Below are 14,751 nucleotides of genomic sequence, written 5' to 3'. Positions count from 1 at the left end.
ACAGGACACTTGAAAATGCACACCTCACTTCCCCACGAGGCTTCGCACGCGTCGAATCGTTCGGGCGCAGTGAACGCTCCCCGTCGAGTCCCGCTGCGGAACCGGCTCGTCACGGTCGTTGCCACCGCCGCACTCGCGGTCATCCCTGTCGGGGCGGCCACCGCCGTCGCGGCGGCGACCGAACTCCCCGCAACGACGGTCTCCGCGCCGACCATTCCCGGCGACCGCGGCGACAACGGTGACGGCCCCCGCCATGATCGGCAACGCGATCAACGGCAAGAGCGCAGGGACCAGGGCATGACGCTCGACGAACTCCTCGTCGGGTGGAACAGCAGCCAGATTCATCAGATGTGACGACGCACGGCATCCGCTTTTCGCTCGTACCGCGATCGGGCGACGGCGTATGCCGTGCGCAGTAACTCGCGGGTAAGTTGACTGGTGCGTGTTGCGGGATTCACGACGGCCAGCCAGGAGCCGTAGACGGGATGGGCGATGACCGTGTCGGGCGCGCCGGCGTCGACGTCGGCGGACCCTTGTTCTCGAGGTGCGTGACCGAGCGCCACGATGAACGGCTCCCTCCCGGCGTGGATATTTACTCGGAATGCGCCCGCACGGTCGAGCCGCGAATCTTCGTCACCCGGATAGTTCTTCGTGACGATCGTAGCGAACGGCTGGGTCGTCGTCGGTACGACCCCATCCGGTGAGTAGTAGAAGAAGGTGTCGCCCCAGCTGATCTCCGGCGAGCCGTCCCCCGGGACCGGCCTGAGGGTGAGGACGTCGTCGAGTCCTTCCACGAAGTCGATGATGTCGTCTATCGTCATGGTTCCAGCGTTTCATTGAGGTGCATGTGGAGACTCTGTAGTGCGTCTACAGGAGAAACAGGGGGTCGAGTCTCCACATGCAGAATTTCCGAACCGTGGACGTGGCCCGCCGTGCGGGGTGCTCCGTCCAGCAGATCCGCAACCTCGAACGCGACGGTGTGCTGCCTCCCGCCACCCGCACCGCCACCGGATACCGGATCTACACCGAGGTGCATCTGCAGTCCGCGCTGGCCTATCGAGAACTCACCGTCGCCGCCGGTCCGGTCGACGCCAAAAGGATCGTGCGCAGCGTGCACACGTGCCCGGCCTCGACGACGGTTGCTCTCCTCGACGCCGCGCACGCCCGGCTCCACGCCGAACGCGCCGAACTCGCGCTGGCGAAGAAGGCCGCCGCGGTGATCTCCACCGAGCCGATCGAGGACGTCCGGGCATCCGACTGGATGAGTGTGGCCGAACTCGCCGCCGCGCTCGGTGTCCGCTCGTCCACGTTGCGACACTGGGACGCAGAGGGACTCGTCATCCCCGATCGGAACGCACCCACGGGAGCGCGCCGATACTCCCCGTCCCAGGTCCGCGATGCCCGCATCGTGCATCAGTTGCGCAAAGCCGGTTACCGCATCGCACCCCTCTGCGCTGTGATGGCACAACTGCGGCACCCACCCGGATCGGGCGACGTCGGCGCCGCACTCGCCGTCCGTGACGAGACCCTCACGACCCGCTCCAGAGCCTTGGTCGACGCCACCGCCGCGCTCGCCGGGCTTCTGCCGCCCCACAGTGTCAGTCCGCGCGCGACAGCACCGCCACCAGAAAATCGGAGTCGTCGGTGAACGGACGCAGATCCCACGTCGAGAGCAGCAGATCCACCCTCAGACCGTTGGCTGCGGCGTCCGCGAGGAATTGCGGGAACTCGTAGCCCCGGTCGGCGCCGAACCCGACGATCACCCGGCCGGTCGGGGCGAGATGAGCGGCGAATCCCGCCAGCACCGACTCCCGTGTCGACGGCGCCAGGAAGGTCATCACGTTGCCCGCACACGCGATCACGTCGAAATCGGCCGCGACGCCGCGGGAGGGCAGATCCAACTCCGCGAGGTCGCCGACCAGCCACGTCGGGCCGGGGTGATCCTCCTCCGCGACGCCGATCAGCACCGGATCGACATCGACCCCGACCACGACATGACCTGCATCGTGCAGATAACCACCGAGCCGGCCCAGTCCGCACCCCGCATCGAGAACCCGGCCGCCACGGCCCAGCATCGCATCGACCAGCCGGGCCTCGCCCACGATGTCCTGGCCCTTCGCCTCCATCGCCCGGAACCGTTCGACATACCACGTCGAATGACCCGGGTCGGCCGCGGTGATCTCCTCCCACCTGCTGGGAGTGCGTCCACTGGGGGTGCGCTCGCTCATTGTCGATTCCTCCTCGATCCGGCCCGTTCGGCGGGCCAGTGCCACCGTAGCGAACCCGGTTCGCGCGAAAGGTCTCGGTCAACGGGACGCCGGGGCCCACCCGGCAAGGTCTCCGGGGAGAATCGAGCCATGAGCGAGTCTCTACCCGAACGCGTCCAGATCAGCGACCGCCTGCACACCGTGGCAACCCTGCTCGACACGAAGGACTGGCCGGGGTTCGCCGCGACCCTCACCGAGGACACCGTGGCCTACGGTCGGACCGGGCCCGCTGACGTGGTCGCGCGTGTCCGCTCCCACCTCGACGTCTGCGGCGCCACCCAGCACCTGCTCGGCAACATCCGCATCGACCTCGACGGCGACACGGCACGCACGACGTCCTATTTCCGGGCCTTTCACGTCGGCCTCGGCGACCGTGCCGGCGCGACGTACGAATGCCTCGGCGAATACCGGGACGAGTGGCGGCGCGGCCCGTCGGGCTGGTTGCTGTCCGGGCGGGAGATCGATGTGCGCGCCGAGATCGGCGACCGGAGTGTCATCGCGCCCCGCTGACCAGTCGTATGGCTCAGTCGTGCTCCCGGCACACTATGGAGGCCGGATCCGGTGCGCAGATCTGCTGCCAGGTGTAGAAGCCGGAGTTGACCACCACGTGGAGGTTGTCCTTCGTGATGTTCTGGACGGGCAGGAACACCGTCGGCACCGCCATGTACTGGTTGTCGATCGTGCCGTTGATCATGTCCTCGGGCACGCCGTCGCCGTGGAGAATCGACGTGGTCAGCTGCGCGGCGACCTTCGCCTGGTCGGACAGGTTCTTGAAGATCGTGTTGTCGAGGGAGCCCTGTGCGATGAGTTGCAGGGCAGCGAGATTGGCGTCCTGTCCCCCGGTGACGGGAATCCGACCGGCGAGCCCGCGGCCGGCAAGGGCGGCGACGATTCCGCCTGCCAGGTCGTCGTTCATGGTGACGAACAGGTCGATGTCGTTGTTCTCCCGGGTCAGGCATTCGTCCGCGAACGCTTGACCTTCGGCCGGGTCCCAGTCGTCGATCGTGGTCTCGCAGACCACGCGGATCTTGCCGCTGTCGATGAGGGGCTGCAGATACTCGTTCTGGCCGAGCTGAAACTGGCGGGTTCCGTATTCACCCAGATTGCCCTGCACCCTGGCGATTTTCAGACCGTCACCGGGCATCGCGGCGATCAGATCCGCGGCGCGACTTCCCTGTCGTCGGCCGACCTCGAGTGGATCGAAGATCACCTGGACCTCCGCCGGTCCGCCGACCGCGTCGTGGTCGTAGAGCACCACCGGAACATTCGCGTCGGCAGCGGCGGTCAATGCTCCCCCCGAAAATCTCGCGTCCGCGGAGATCAACACGAGCACCGACGCGCCGTCCGCGATCGCCGACTCGACCTGACTCTGCTGCCGGCCGGGATCACCCTCGGCGTTGCGGACCGTCACGGTCGCCTTCGGCGCGAACAGTTCGAGGAAGTCGGTGAACAAGGGTTCGTCTCGCTCCATGAACCGGGTCGTCGTGGTGTTCGGCAGAAAAAAATACACCTTCTTCGCCCCGTCGTCGCCGGGCGGCGGGGCCGCGCACGCCCCGAGCACCATCGCGGCGACCGAGGCTGCGACACCGAACGCGCGCACCCTTGCGTTCACGATGCTTGTCTTCATGAGTCGAGAACCTCCAGCCTGATCATGCCTGGTTCGGACATACCCGCGGGCGAGGACGGCTACGCGCGCTCGTCGATGCTTTCGGTGTTTTCCGGCACCGATCGGCGCACACTGAGGGCAGGGATGAGGAGGAGAGGGTGTTCGACCAGGACCGCGGCACCGTATCCAGCGAAGAGCGTGACACTTCGCCGGCGGACGAGCACCTCCTGAAAGAATCCCTGCTCGTCGAACCCGACATCCGCCGACGCCCGTGGCGCGAATTCCTGGAGTCGACGCCCGGGCGCCTTTCCGTCCTCGCTGTCGTCCTCGTCGCGGTGGCGCTGACGGCCGGTGTCGTGACGTCCGCCGTGATCGGTGCACGACAGCAGCGAATGGAAACCCTTCGCGCCCATACCGAACCGCTGGCGGACTCCGCGCAGAACCTCTTCAGCTCCCTTTCGATCGCCGACGCCGCCGCGACGTCGTCGTTCATCGCGGGCGCCATCGAACCGCTCGCGGTCCGCGACCGGTACAACCAGGCGATCGGCGACGCGTCGAACGCACTCGTCACCGCTTCGTACGGCGTCACCTCCGGTGATGTGGACTCGCTGCGCCTGCTCACCGAGATGTCGCGGCACCTCGCCGTCTACACGGACCTCGTAGCGACCGCACGGTCCAACGACTCCGCGGGAAATCCGGTCGGGGTGGCGTACCTGGGAACCGCGTCAGCCCTGATGCAGGACACCATCCTGCCGCTGGCCGAACGCCTCTACAACGATCAGGCCGGCGCGGTCGCCGACACCCAGTCCCACACCGCGCGACTGCCCGTCACCGCCATCGTGGTTGCGTCGGCGGGGGTCGTCGTCCTCGCCGTCGCGCACGTGTACGTGGCGCATCGAAGTCGCCGTCGGGTCAATCCGGGGCTTGCGTGCGCGACGGTCCTGCTCACTGCGCTCGTCGTGTGGATCGTGGTCGCGGGGCTGTTGTCGACGTCGGCGAGCGAACGCGCGCGGATCGACGGCGCCGAGCCTCTCGCGGCGGTCACGAAGGCGCGGATCCTCGCGCAGCAGGCACGCGCCGACGAGACGCTCGGACTGCTCCGGCCGGGGTTCGATCCGGCGGGCAGCGACTACACCCGGCACACGGACGCCCTGACCGCGATTCTGAGCTCGGACGCATCACCGGACGCCGTCGACGTGCCGGCGATCGACGATGCGTCCGCTGCGTTCGAGGGATGGCGGAGCGCGCACCGGGATTTGCTGCGCAAGCTTGCGGACGGCGACTACCAGGGTGCGGCGGACGTCGCGGTCGGCCCGGGATCGACGGCGTCGACGGCCCAGTTCCGGGCCCTCGACGAATCGCTCGAAGATGCCATCATCGCGCTGCGTGCCGAGGAACTCCACGCGATGCGTGAGTCGTACCGGACGATGGCGGCGCTCGCCGTGGGTGCCGTCGTGCTCGCCGTTTCCGCGGCACTCGCCGTGATCGCGGGGATCGAGCCCAGAGTGAGTGAGTATCACTGATGGTGCGACCTTTCCGCGCACGGCGACCGGGGCTCACTCGGCTGCTCGGCAGCCTCGCGTTCGAAACTGTGCTGATCGCCGGTTGCGGGGCACCCGATGCACCCACCCCGATGTTCTCCGGGGACTTCACGGAGTTTCCCGTGTCCGTCGGCGCCCGGATCATCGAACCGTCCGAATCGCCGCCACCCGCCGCGGAGCCGTCGTCCTGCGCACCAACGGCGAGCCTCCGTCCGGGGATCGCCGGCGTCGGCGGCACTCTCGACGAGATCCGGGCCCGCGGAACCCTGGTCGTCGCCGTCGATCAGAACACCAACCTGTTCAGCTTCCGCGATCCGACTACCGGCACCCTCACCGGCTTCGGCGTCGACCTCGCGAGGGAGGTCGCCCGCGACCTACTCGGCGACCCCAGCAAGGTCGAATTCCGGCCGCTCGGTTCCGACGACGGCGCCGACATGCTCGCGCACCGGGACGCGGACCTGATTGTGCGCCCAGTGGCACTGCCCTGTGAGAGCCCCCCGGATCTGGCCTTCTCCACGGTGTACCTCGAGACGCCCCGTCGGCTCGTCGTGCGGGACGGATCCGGGATATCCGAACCCGCGGACCTGGCACGGCGACGGGTCTGCACGCACGACGATCCGGCCTCGATATCGGCGCTGTCGCGGATCGCCCCCAAAGCCACGATCCTTGCCGTACCCGACTGGGACGACTGCCTCATGGCCATCCAGCAACGGCAGGTCGACGCCGTCGTGGGTGCTGCCCTCCTCGCCGGCCTCGTCGCCCAGGATCCGAATCTCGACATCGTCGGTCCCGACTCCGATTCCGCCCGGTACGCCATCGCCCTCGCGCCCGGCAACGACGACCTCGTCCGGTTCGTCAACGGCACCTTGGAGCGACTGCGCACAGACGGAACCTGGACTGCCCTCTACGATCGCTGGTTGTCGCCGCTCGGCCCGGCACCCGCACCGCCGTCCCCGGAGTACCGGGACTGATCACCTCGCGTAGCCGCAATTAGCGGGCCACCTCGGGATCATCGTCGGCAACGGTCCGCGGAAGGCCGGTCCCCATCGGGTCGAGCAGGGCGGTCGTGCGGGCACCCCATCGCTCGTGCGCCGACTGACGGGTCATTCCGGCGGCCTTCCCGATCGTTGCCCATGTCGCACCCTGAAAGCGCAGTCCGAGAACAGTTTCGATGCCGTCCAGTCCCGCCGCCAGTTGGATGCGAAGACTCAGCAGATGCCAGGCCAGGGTGCGCTGGTTCGGAATGTCCGTGCCCTGCTCGGCATCCCATTCGGCCGTGCCGGGAAGCGGCCCGGTGCCGATGATTTCGTCGGCGTGACGGCTCGCTTCGGCTGCCGCAGCCGTGATCACGGCGCGCGCAGCGGCGTCGATGTCGGCGCTGACGGCGCGTTCGACGAGTTCCATGACGATCTCCCATTCTGTCAGGACAAGCCTGACAGGTGTCGGCGTCGGCGTCAAGGATTACCTGACACGCGTCGGGATCAGCACGCACGGAGCTGTGCTGCGAGATCGGTGATGTCTGTCGCCGAAATGTCCCAGCTGCCCGTCGGCGCGAGATCAGTGGTCTGGTGAGGTCCGTGTTCGAGGGGCCGGAGAATGAACGCTGTCGCCAGGCCCGCGGCTTGTGCAGCCTCGAGGTCGCCGTTGTGCGCGGCCGCAAGCATGACTTCGCCCGGGTGGAGGCCGAGAAGTTGTGCGGTGTGCAGATAGGCCCGGGGATGCGGTTTGTAAATTCGGTTGATCCGTGAGTCTTTCGGCGCAAACCCGGTTCTTCAGGGCCGGGTGAGCCGATCTGGTTTTGTCGGACCGTGGGGTTAGTGTCTGGGGCATGGCGGGGAGGGTGGTGAAGCGGGCGTTCAAGTTTCGTTTCTATCCGACTGCGGTGCAGGCGGAACAGCTTGCTCGGACGTTCGGGTGCACCCGGTATGTCTACAACCGGGCGTTGGCCGAGCGCTCGCGTGCCTGGTTGCAGGAGCAGCGTCGGGTGACCTACGCGGACACCTCGAAGATGCTCACCGGATGGAAGCGGGACACCGAGACGGAGTGGTTGGCGGAGCCGTCGAAGGGGCCGCTGCAGGAATCGCTGCGGCAATTGCAGGGCGCCTTCGACAGGTTCTGGCGCGGGCAGTCCCGCTACCCAAAGTTCAAGAAGAAGGGGCGGTCGAAGGAGTCGGCGACCTACTACTCGAACTGCTTCACCTACCGGGGTGGGCAGATCCGGTTGGCCAAGCAGTCCGAACCTCTGGATATTCGGTGGTCGAGGCCGCTGCCGGAGGGGGCCGTGCCGTCGCAGGTGACGGTGTCGCGCAATGCTCGTGGTCAGTACCACATCTCGATTCTCGTCGAAGACGTGATTCCCGAGCTCGAACCGGCCGATCGGGTGGTCGGGCTCGATGCCGGGATCACCAGCCTGTACACGCTGTCGACGGGGGAGAAGATCGCCAACCCGCGACACGAGCGCACGGACCGCGAGCGGTTGGCGAAGGCGCAACGGGCGCTGGCCAAGAAGCAGAAGGGATCCCGGAACCGGGCCAAGGCCCGACTGAAGGTCGCGAAGATTCATGGTCGGATCGCCGATCGGCGTCGCGATTATCTGCACACACTTTCCACTCGTTTGGTGCGCGAAAATCAAGTGATCGCCATCGAGGATCTGAGTGTGCGGAACATGGTCAAGAATCGGTCGTTGTCTCGGGCGATCTCGGATGCGGGGTGGTCCGAGTTCCGGTCGATGCTCGAGTACAAGGCCGACTGGTACGGGCGGCGGGTGGTGGCGGTCGACCGGTTTCATCCGTCGTCGAAGACCTGCTCGGCGTGCGGGGAGGTCGCCTCGGCGATGCCGCTGAATGTGCGGGAGTGGACGTGCCGATGCGGCGCCGTCCACGACCGGGATGTGAACGCGGCGAGGAACATTTTGGCCGTCGGACTGGCGGTGGCAGCCTGCGGAGACGGTGTGAGACCACCCCGCACCTAAAGTGTGGGGAGGCGACTGTCGGTGAAACAGGAACCTCGGGACGCGAGTCCCGAGGAGAATCTCGGTCGTACACGGCCGAGAGGACGTCAAATCGGAGCCGATGATGATATCTCACGGGATTCCGGCGTTCTTGGCCATGTCGAGCAGCAGAGAGGTGTTGCCGTTCGAGAGCGGACCGATGATGTAGCCGGACCGGATTGCGGTGAGACCGGGCACGCTGTCGGGCCACGGAGTGAGTTCGTGCCAGGCACGCGCGAGCTCGTCCAGCTCTCCGGAGTCGTGATCTGTGGGGGCGATGCCCGATTCGAGGAGCGCGGCGTCGAGGTTTTCGCGGTGCAGGGTATCGAGTGTCACGAACTCGCGAGCACCGGACCGGATGGGTTCCATGGACGGCTGGTAGCGGTCCCGCCACCGATCGGCGAACGCGGCTGCGTCCAATTCGAGCTGGTGGCGTTCCGCGTAGCCCGCCACAGCGGAGGCGATACCGGTTCGCCAGTCGACGACGGTGCCGAACGTATCGAACAACACGGCACGAATACTGCGTCCCGTCGACAGGGACCGGAACCGCGTACCACCCATGAGGCGTCCTTTCGCTCGAACGTACGACGTCGCACCACAATAGTGCGGCGACTCGCCGTCACGAGTCGCCGCGCGGATGGTTCAGACGCGTCGAACGGGCATGATCGAGCGCACCAGCGGGTCACGGAGGTACAACCCACCCCACACGAATATGCCGACATAGATCGGGAACAGTGTGGTGCTGACGATCGGCTGCTCGGTGAGCATGTTGGTAGCGACCGCTCCACCGAGGTATCCGGTGAGCAGCACGGCTCCCAGGATCGAGGTGGCGGGCACGATGTAGAGAATCAGGCACACCAGCAGAACCACCCCGATCACACGGTTGAGGTTCTCGGCAAAGCCCAGTTCGGCCATCGCATCACGCACCATCTGGGTGTTCGCGATGTGGATCAGCGAGTCGAACAGGAGAAACAGCACCGCGAGTGCGCTGACGACGAGCCCTGCGACTCGGGCCTTCTTCGTCGTTCCGTCCGTGGGAGCGGATGTCGCGTCGGACGCTCCGGTGGCGGGAGGTGTCGAGGTCATGAGATTTCTCCTTGTTGTTCAGGAAGCTGCACACCGCCGGCCTGGAATGTCCGCCGTCGGTGTAGCGCGGCATATTGTCCGCTCCAACACGCTTCGTGGGTCCTCACACCAGTACAGACCGGAGGTGCCGGGAAAACTCACCGCGGCGGGGTGAACTTGGTGCGCCACCCGCGCTTCGACCGCCCGCACGGAGGCTCTCCCAGGTGATTGGATGAATTGGTGCAACTCGTGATCGAGGCAACCGACCTTCCCGGATCGTCGTGCCCGCCGGGGGCCGATTTCCCCGGCTACGACAACATCCATGTGGCCGTGCAGCGCCGCGGTTCTCCCGGCGATCTGCTCGACCTGCATCCCGGGGACGCGGCCACCGCCCGCTGGGTTCTCGAGTGCAAGACGACCCCGACGCCGGCGGGTCTCGACATCACCGGGCCGTACGTACAGGGCCGTCCCGGTGCACGGTTCGTCTACCTGTCGTGGGGGACAGTCGACGGAGACGGCGGATTCGTCATGTTCCGACGGGCGAAGTTGATGTGGGCCGGGGTGGATCAGGTCACCGCGGACGCGGCGGCGTCGGCCGGGCGCATCACCGCGCGACTCGGACTCACCGACGCCCGCGGGAATCCCCTGTGCGCTGCAGTGCGACCGCCGTTGATCGAGTGGTGTGCGTAGCCCCGCGATCAGGACACGGGCACTTCCCACTCGACCACGGTCCCCGGCGCGCCGTCGCGGATGACGGCACGACCACCGAGTTGCGCGGCTCGGTTGCAGATGTTCGCCAGCCCGTGCCCCCGGACAGCGTCCGCGCCCATCCCGGTACCGTCGTCGGTCACGCTCAGCGCCAGACGGTCGTCGGCGGCGGCGACCATCACACGGCACGATGTCGCATGGGCGTGCCGGGCAACGTTGTTCAGGGCCTCGCGGAGCACCGCCTGAAGTTCCGGACCGGCGTCGTGGCCGGAGAACTGGTCGACCGGCCCGTCCAGGCACACGTCGGGAGTGAATCCGAGTGCGGCTGTACTGCTCTCGACGATCTCACCGACCGCCGCGCTCAAACTTGCGGTGCCGTTCGTCGGTGCGGTCGCACCACTCTCGAGGTCGAAGATGACCGCCCTCAAACCGCGAACGATGCTGTCGGTTTCGTCGATCAGCGGATCGAGATCCGCGGCAAGACGGGGATGCCGTCGAGCCAGGGAAGTCAATGCCAGGCCCAGCCCGAACACGCGCTGAATCGTCAGGTCGTGCAGATCGGCCGCCATCCGGGTTTGTTCGTCGTGGCGGGTTCGTTCGTGTTCCGCCTGCACGAGTAGCCGATTCTGGGTGAGCAGACTGGTCCGCATGGTGTCGACGGCGCCGCCGATCATCGACACTTCCCTCGGCCCGTCGGTGCCGATCTCCCGCTCGTAGTCGCCTTCGGCCACCGCGCTGATGTCCGCGACGAGACGCTCGATCGGCCGGGTCAGCAATCGTCGCGTCAGATACAGGGAGGCTATCGCGGTGCCGACGGCGAGAACGAACGCGACGGCGGTCGCGACATTTGCCAAGACCTGCGCCGAGCGAACCCGATCGACCTGTTCGGTCACCCGTTCATCCGTCAGGGCATTGAGGTCCTGAAGCTGTGAGCGCAGCCCGTCGAACAGTTCCTTGCCCGTCGCGGTCATGGCCACGACCTGCTCGTCCGCTATCTCGTTGTTGCGACGAGCGAGGATCTCCGGCTCGCTGGCCTGAGTGGTCCAGGTGTTCGCCGCCTCGACGACCTCGTCCAGCGTTGCCGAAGCCTCCGCGTCGCCGGCAAGGAGCGCGGTCAGATCCGACAGGGACGCGGCCGCGGCGTCCCTGCCTGCGTCGTACGGTTCGAGGAAACTCGGATCACCGGTCAGAACATAGCCACGCTGCCCGGTCTCCTGGTCCACATAGGCGGTCGTCAGATCCGACACGGCATGCTGTGCGGGCAGGAGGCGCTCGGAGAGCAGGGTCTCGGACGCACGAACCACCAGTCTCCCGTACACGGAAAACGCGGCAGAAACGGCGAACAGGGCCACGAGGATCCCGATCGCCAGCCACAGCAATGTCCGCAACGACATCCGTCTGGCATTCGCAGTCCGACCCGACATGGTCAGCCTCTCACCCGTTCCGAACACGGGATCGGGTGCATGGACGTCCCGACCCCGCCGGTTTCCACACTATTGCGCCCGACCTGCGCGGCGGAACCGATTGCCGAGTCCGATCGCCACCGGATCGTGGGTCACGCGGGAGGGTGCGCGCCGAGCCAGGTCGCTGCCCTGCGCGCCGACGCGCGCGAGAGCCACGCATCCTGAACGAGCTCCACCAATTCTTGCCGGGACAACTCGCCGATGCGGCTCCCCCGCAAGAGCACCGACAGGTGGCCGTCGAAGTGTGAGGTGGTGAAGAACGGTGTCGCGTGGTCGCGGACAAGCGCCTGCTTGTCGGCTTCGGACGGCACCCAGAACACGATCACGTCGTCATAACGTTCCCCGGTGTCGGGGTCCGTCGCATCGGGTCGCGGATTGCGGAAGAACACGAACGACTTGCCCCCGATCTGGTAGACGGGATTGTCGCCGGGGCCGTGGATGACGGTGACGTGCGGCATGCCGAGAGCCAATTCGTGCACGTCTTCGACCCGTGCCGCCCGGCTACTGATTCCCACCGCACCACCCTAAATGCTCGGCATCCGGGGCGCCTCCGTATCGGGTTTCAGGCCGTGTGTGCGCGTCCGGCCTCAGGTTTGTGTTGTGTTGTGCGCATGGATGAGTCGAAGGGCAGCGTCCCGGTCACGGCGGTCCAGGGCGTCGACGAGGTCGACGTGCAACTGCTGTCGTTCGGCGATGTATCCCGGCAGAGGTCTGTCGCCGACCGGTTCGACGGAGACGGTGTGGGATTCGATCAGATCGAGCAGGCTCAGGTAGATCGACTTCAGGATCGCGTTGGGACTCACGCGAGCGATCGCGGCGTGCAGTTCCCAGTTGGCTCGGACGAATTCCGTCGCGTCGCCGGCGTCGGCGGACTGCCGCATGACGTCGAGAGCGGTGCGCATACGAGTGATGTCGACGGCCGAACTGTGATCGAGTGCGTCCTCGATGAGCAGCGGGTCCAGCGCGTCACGGATGCGTACCGCATCGGCGACATCTCCTTCCGCGGCGTCGAGGGAGAGGATGGAGTTCCCGAGACGCGCGATGGGGGTGGGTGAAGCGGCAAACAGCCCCCCACCGGGTCCCGATCGGACTGTGATCACCCCACGTGACTGCAGAATGCGCAGAGCTTCGTTGAAGGTGCCTTTAGCGACGCCGCATTGTTCCTGGAGTTCCTTTTTCGTCCCGAGGCGCGCCCCGTGCGGCGCCTGCTCCGCGAGTTGACCGATAGCCAATGCAGCTTGCTCGGTCCGGCTCAGCGATGCGTCCATCATCCGCTGCGCGAGATCGGTCATCGTGTCCTCGTTTCGTCGTGCCCATCGCCGCTTCACCGCTGGGAGTCGGGCCAACGCCGATTCTACCTTATTTAGCATGCTTGATACGGATTGATTGGGTCGAGTCTCTTGACATGCGGCGCGGGTCACAGCATGCTGTAGCTATTCAACATGCTCAATAGGGCTCAATTGGGGTCCTATTGCACTCGCACCCGAGGAAGAGCAACGAACATGCAGGACAACACGCACGATGTCGTGGTCGTCGGCGCCGGGCCCGTAGGACTGACGCTGGGTCGGATGCTCGGCCTGCGCGGCCACGACGTGGTGATCGTCGAACGCTGGCCGGAGCCGTACCCGCTCCCGAGGGCAGTCCATTTCGACGACGAGATCGGCCGTGTCTTCCAATCGATGGACCTGACCGATGAGGTCGAGTCGATCTCCGAGGCGGTGCCCGACTACTACGAATGGCGCAATGCGGCGGGCGAGGCGCTGGTGCGGATCGACTGGTCCGGCACCGGTCCGAACGGCTGGCCGACAGCGAGCTTCTTCTCCCAGCCGCAGCTCGAGAAGGTACTGGCCGAGGCGGTGGCGACGATGCCGAACGTCACTCTGCTGCGCGGCGCCGAAGTGGTCGGTATCGACGAGGGCGCAGACGACGTCGCAGTGACATTCACCAGCACCGTCGTCAAACAGCGGCAGGTGCGAGCACGGTTCGTCGTCGGCTGCGACGGCGCGAACAGCTTCGTCCGTGAGCGCATGGGTGCGGCCATGCACGACGAGGGCTTCTTCTTCGACTGGCTGATCGTCGACACCATTCCGCTCGACGACCGCGAGTGGGCACCACAGAACTGGCAACTGTGCGATCCCGCCCGGCCGACCACGGTCGTGTCGGGCGGACCGGGGCGTCGTCGGTGGGAGTTCATGCGACTGCCCGGCGAGACGAGAGAAGAACTGAACACGCCGGAGAAGGCATGGGAATTGCTCCGGGCGTGGGACCGGACGCCGGAGAACAGTGAACTCGAGCGGCACGCCGTCTACACGTTCGCCGCGCGGTGGGCGGACCGGTGGAACGCCGGCAGGCTCGCGATCGCCGGTGACGCCGCGCACCAGATGCCTCCCTTCGCCGGGCAAGGCATGTGCTCGGGTATCCGCGACGCAGCCAATCTCTCGTGGAAGCTCGATCGCGTCCTGCGCGGCGAATCCGACCTCGCATTGCTCGATTCGTACTCGTCCGAACGCAGCGCGCACCTGCAGCATGCGGTCACGATGTCGGTCGAACTCGGGCGGGTCATCTGCGTCCTCGACGAGGAGAAGGCCACCGAACGCGATACCCGCATGATCGGCGGTGACGCCGACCCCGCGAAGGTTTTGCCGGTCACAGCCCTTCCCGTCCTCGGAGACGGCGTCACCGCGCAGGACACTGACGGCGGCGGGCTGCGCGGGACCCTTGCACCACAGTTTCCGGTGCGGATCGGCGCCCACAGCGACCTCCTCGACGAGGTCACCGGCTTCGGTTCGGTCCTGCTGGTACGCGGTAAACCCGATGTCGCGCACGCGGATCCGACACTGCAGCGACTGCTCGACAGCACCGGCGTACGGCTGAAGACCGTCGCGGAGACCGGAGCACCGGATCTGCTCGACGCGACCGGTCAATGGACTCGGTGGTTCCACGGACAGAACATCAGCGCAGTGCTCGTCCGGCCGGATCACTACATCTTCGGCGCCGTCACCGACAACACCCAACTGACGGATCTGCTCAGCGAATACCGCGACCGACTGCGAGCCCTCGACCCATCCCCCACCAGCCCCCACCCCGCAACTACCACCGTGTGAACTCACTC

17 protein-coding genes are annotated in these 14,751 nt (G+C 66.5%); 8 read left to right on the top strand and 9 right to left on the bottom strand.

Annotated elements, in window-relative coordinates:
- Positions 1-69 precede the first annotated feature (69 nt).
- Positions 70-354, top strand: coding sequence for a hypothetical protein (locus CJ179_RS31875; RefSeq protein ID WP_257015889.1), 285 nt, complete (start codon positions 70-72; stop codon positions 352-354).
- On the opposite strand, the gene CJ179_RS31870 is transcribed toward CJ179_RS31875, so the two are convergent.
- The gene (locus tag CJ179_RS31870; RefSeq protein WP_095864099.1) at positions 345-821 is read right to left on the bottom strand and encodes a DUF6194 family protein; all 477 of its coding nucleotides are present in this window, start codon (positions 819-821) and stop codon (positions 345-347) included. The two genes, CJ179_RS31875 and CJ179_RS31870, sit on opposite strands and share 10 nt — an antisense overlap.
- 77 nt (positions 822-898) lie before the next feature.
- On the opposite strand from CJ179_RS31870, the gene CJ179_RS31865 reads away from it, so the two are divergent.
- Positions 899-1,648 (top strand): TioE family transcriptional regulator, encoded by a 750-nt coding sequence (locus CJ179_RS31865; RefSeq protein WP_095864098.1) that lies wholly within the window; start codon positions 899-901, stop codon positions 1,646-1,648.
- On the opposite strand, the gene CJ179_RS31860 is transcribed toward CJ179_RS31865, so the two are convergent.
- Positions 1,599-2,228, bottom strand: coding sequence for a bifunctional 2-polyprenyl-6-hydroxyphenol methylase/3-demethylubiquinol 3-O-methyltransferase UbiG (locus tag CJ179_RS31860; RefSeq protein WP_072943512.1), 630 nt, complete (start codon positions 2,226-2,228; stop codon positions 1,599-1,601). The two genes, CJ179_RS31865 and CJ179_RS31860, sit on opposite strands and share 50 nt — an antisense overlap.
- A gap of 129 nt (positions 2,229-2,357) precedes the next feature.
- On the opposite strand from CJ179_RS31860, the gene CJ179_RS31855 reads away from it, so the two are divergent.
- The gene (locus CJ179_RS31855) at positions 2,358-2,777 is read left to right on the top strand and encodes a nuclear transport factor 2 family protein (protein WP_095864097.1); all 420 of its coding nucleotides are present in this window, start codon (positions 2,358-2,360) and stop codon (positions 2,775-2,777) included.
- Positions 2,778-2,790: 13 nt separating this feature from the next.
- On the opposite strand, the gene CJ179_RS31850 is transcribed toward CJ179_RS31855, so the two are convergent.
- Positions 2,791-3,894: a substrate-binding domain-containing protein gene (locus CJ179_RS31850; protein WP_257015888.1), complete on the bottom strand. Its 1,104-nt coding sequence runs from the start codon at positions 3,892-3,894 to the stop codon at positions 2,791-2,793.
- A 137-nt stretch (positions 3,895-4,031) separates the two neighbouring features.
- Here CJ179_RS31850 and CJ179_RS31845 point away from each other — a divergent pair, with 137 nt between their 5' ends.
- Together CJ179_RS31845 and CJ179_RS31840 are read left to right on the top strand one after the other, a co-directional pair.
- The gene (locus CJ179_RS31845; RefSeq protein WP_072943437.1) at positions 4,032-5,396 is read left to right on the top strand and encodes a hypothetical protein; all 1,365 of its coding nucleotides are present in this window, start codon (positions 4,032-4,034) and stop codon (positions 5,394-5,396) included.
- Positions 5,396-6,385, top strand: a complete 990-nt coding sequence (locus CJ179_RS31840; RefSeq protein ID WP_072943436.1) for a glutamate ABC transporter substrate-binding protein — start codon at positions 5,396-5,398, stop codon at positions 6,383-6,385. The genes CJ179_RS31845 and CJ179_RS31840 overlap by 1 nt, the downstream gene beginning before the upstream one ends.
- 19 nt (positions 6,386-6,404) lie before the next feature.
- Here the strand turns inward: CJ179_RS31840 and CJ179_RS31835 are convergent, their stop codons facing one another.
- Positions 6,405-6,818 carry a hypothetical protein gene (locus tag CJ179_RS31835; RefSeq protein WP_072943434.1) on the bottom strand — a complete coding sequence of 138 codons (414 nt, stop codon included), beginning with the start codon at positions 6,816-6,818 and terminating at the stop codon, positions 6,405-6,407.
- A gap of 424 nt (positions 6,819-7,242) precedes the next feature.
- On the opposite strand from CJ179_RS31835, the gene CJ179_RS31825 reads away from it, so the two are divergent.
- Entirely contained in the window at positions 7,243-8,385 is a 1,143-nt protein-coding gene (locus CJ179_RS31825; protein WP_095864096.1) for an RNA-guided endonuclease TnpB family protein, read from the top strand.
- 111 nt (positions 8,386-8,496) lie between these two features.
- Here CJ179_RS31825 and CJ179_RS31815 read toward each other — a convergent pair whose 3' ends face one another.
- Together CJ179_RS31815 and CJ179_RS31810 are read right to left on the bottom strand one after the other, a co-directional pair.
- Complete coding sequence (locus CJ179_RS31815) at positions 8,497-8,964, bottom strand: HAD family hydrolase (RefSeq protein WP_257015887.1); 468 nt, start codon at positions 8,962-8,964, stop codon at positions 8,497-8,499.
- A gap of 81 nt (positions 8,965-9,045) precedes the next feature.
- Positions 9,046-9,489, bottom strand: a complete 444-nt coding sequence (locus CJ179_RS31810; RefSeq protein WP_095864095.1) for a DoxX family protein — start codon at positions 9,487-9,489, stop codon at positions 9,046-9,048.
- A gap of 219 nt (positions 9,490-9,708) precedes the next feature.
- On the opposite strand from CJ179_RS31810, the gene CJ179_RS31805 reads away from it, so the two are divergent.
- The gene (locus CJ179_RS31805) at positions 9,709-10,158 is read left to right on the top strand and encodes a DUF5990 family protein (RefSeq protein ID WP_095864094.1); all 450 of its coding nucleotides are present in this window, start codon (positions 9,709-9,711) and stop codon (positions 10,156-10,158) included.
- An 8-nt stretch (positions 10,159-10,166) separates the two neighbouring features.
- Here CJ179_RS31805 and CJ179_RS31800 read toward each other — a convergent pair whose 3' ends face one another.
- From CJ179_RS31800 to CJ179_RS31790, 3 genes are all read right to left on the bottom strand, one after another.
- Positions 10,167-11,570 (bottom strand): CHASE3 domain-containing protein, encoded by a 1,404-nt coding sequence (locus CJ179_RS31800; RefSeq protein WP_257015886.1) that lies wholly within the window; start codon positions 11,568-11,570, stop codon positions 10,167-10,169.
- A gap of 161 nt (positions 11,571-11,731) precedes the next feature.
- On the bottom strand, positions 11,732-12,097 hold the full coding sequence (locus tag CJ179_RS31795; RefSeq protein WP_072943505.1) for an MmcQ/YjbR family DNA-binding protein: 366 nt from the start codon (positions 12,095-12,097) through the stop codon (positions 11,732-11,734).
- 129 nt (positions 12,098-12,226) lie between these two features.
- Positions 12,227-12,931 (bottom strand): FadR/GntR family transcriptional regulator, encoded by a 705-nt coding sequence (locus CJ179_RS31790; RefSeq protein WP_095864092.1) that lies wholly within the window; start codon positions 12,929-12,931, stop codon positions 12,227-12,229.
- Between the two features lie 210 nt (positions 12,932-13,141).
- Between CJ179_RS31790 and CJ179_RS31785 the strand changes: the two genes are divergently transcribed.
- On the top strand, positions 13,142-14,743 hold the full coding sequence (locus tag CJ179_RS31785; protein WP_095864091.1) for a bifunctional 3-(3-hydroxy-phenyl)propionate/3-hydroxycinnamic acid hydroxylase: 1,602 nt from the start codon (positions 13,142-13,144) through the stop codon (positions 14,741-14,743).
- The last annotated feature ends 8 nt before the right edge of the window (positions 14,744-14,751 follow it).

Origin of the sequence: Rhodococcus sp. ACS1 (assembly GCF_002300155.1) — a bacterium.
Taxonomy (GTDB): domain Bacteria; phylum Actinomycetota; class Actinomycetes; order Mycobacteriales; family Mycobacteriaceae; genus Rhodococcus_F; species Rhodococcus_F koreensis.
The sequence above is the reverse complement of the archived record's forward strand: the minus strand, read 5'-3'. Positions and strand labels throughout refer to the sequence as shown.

Excerpts from the sequence above, each read along its gene's own strand:
- CJ179_RS31840 (WP_072943436.1), top strand. The coding sequence starts at position 5,396 with ATGGTGCGACCTTTCCGCGCACGGCGACCGGGGCTCACTCGGCTGCTC.
- CJ179_RS31810 (WP_095864095.1), bottom strand. The coding sequence starts at position 9,489 with ATGACCTCGACACCTCCCGCCACCGGAGCGTCCGACGCGACATCCGCT.
- CJ179_RS31835 (WP_072943434.1), bottom strand. The coding sequence starts at position 6,818 with ATGGAACTCGTCGAACGCGCCGTCAGCGCCGACATCGACGCCGCTGCG.
- CJ179_RS31795 (WP_072943505.1), bottom strand. The coding sequence starts at position 12,097 with ATGCCGCACGTCACCGTCATCCACGGCCCCGGCGACAATCCCGTCTAC.
- CJ179_RS31825 (WP_095864096.1), top strand. The coding sequence starts at position 7,243 with ATGGCGGGGAGGGTGGTGAAGCGGGCGTTCAAGTTTCGTTTCTATCCG.
- CJ179_RS31790 (WP_095864092.1), bottom strand. The coding sequence starts at position 12,931 with ATGACCGATCTCGCGCAGCGGATGATGGACGCATCGCTGAGCCGGACC.
- CJ179_RS31860 (WP_072943512.1), bottom strand. The coding sequence starts at position 2,228 with ATGAGCGAGCGCACCCCCAGTGGACGCACTCCCAGCAGGTGGGAGGAG.
- CJ179_RS31850 (WP_257015888.1), bottom strand. The coding sequence starts at position 3,894 with ATGAAGACAAGCATCGTGAACGCAAGGGTGCGCGCGTTCGGTGTCGCA.
- CJ179_RS31785 (WP_095864091.1), top strand. The coding sequence starts at position 13,142 with ATGCAGGACAACACGCACGATGTCGTGGTCGTCGGCGCCGGGCCCGTA.
- CJ179_RS31870 (WP_095864099.1), bottom strand. The coding sequence starts at position 821 with ATGACGATAGACGACATCATCGACTTCGTGGAAGGACTCGACGACGTC.
- CJ179_RS31865 (WP_095864098.1), top strand. The coding sequence starts at position 899 with ATGCAGAATTTCCGAACCGTGGACGTGGCCCGCCGTGCGGGGTGCTCC.
- CJ179_RS31800 (WP_257015886.1), bottom strand. The coding sequence starts at position 11,570 with ATGTCGTTGCGGACATTGCTGTGGCTGGCGATCGGGATCCTCGTGGCC.
- CJ179_RS31855 (WP_095864097.1), top strand. The coding sequence starts at position 2,358 with ATGAGCGAGTCTCTACCCGAACGCGTCCAGATCAGCGACCGCCTGCAC.
- CJ179_RS31815 (WP_257015887.1), bottom strand. The coding sequence starts at position 8,964 with ATGGGTGGTACGCGGTTCCGGTCCCTGTCGACGGGACGCAGTATTCGT.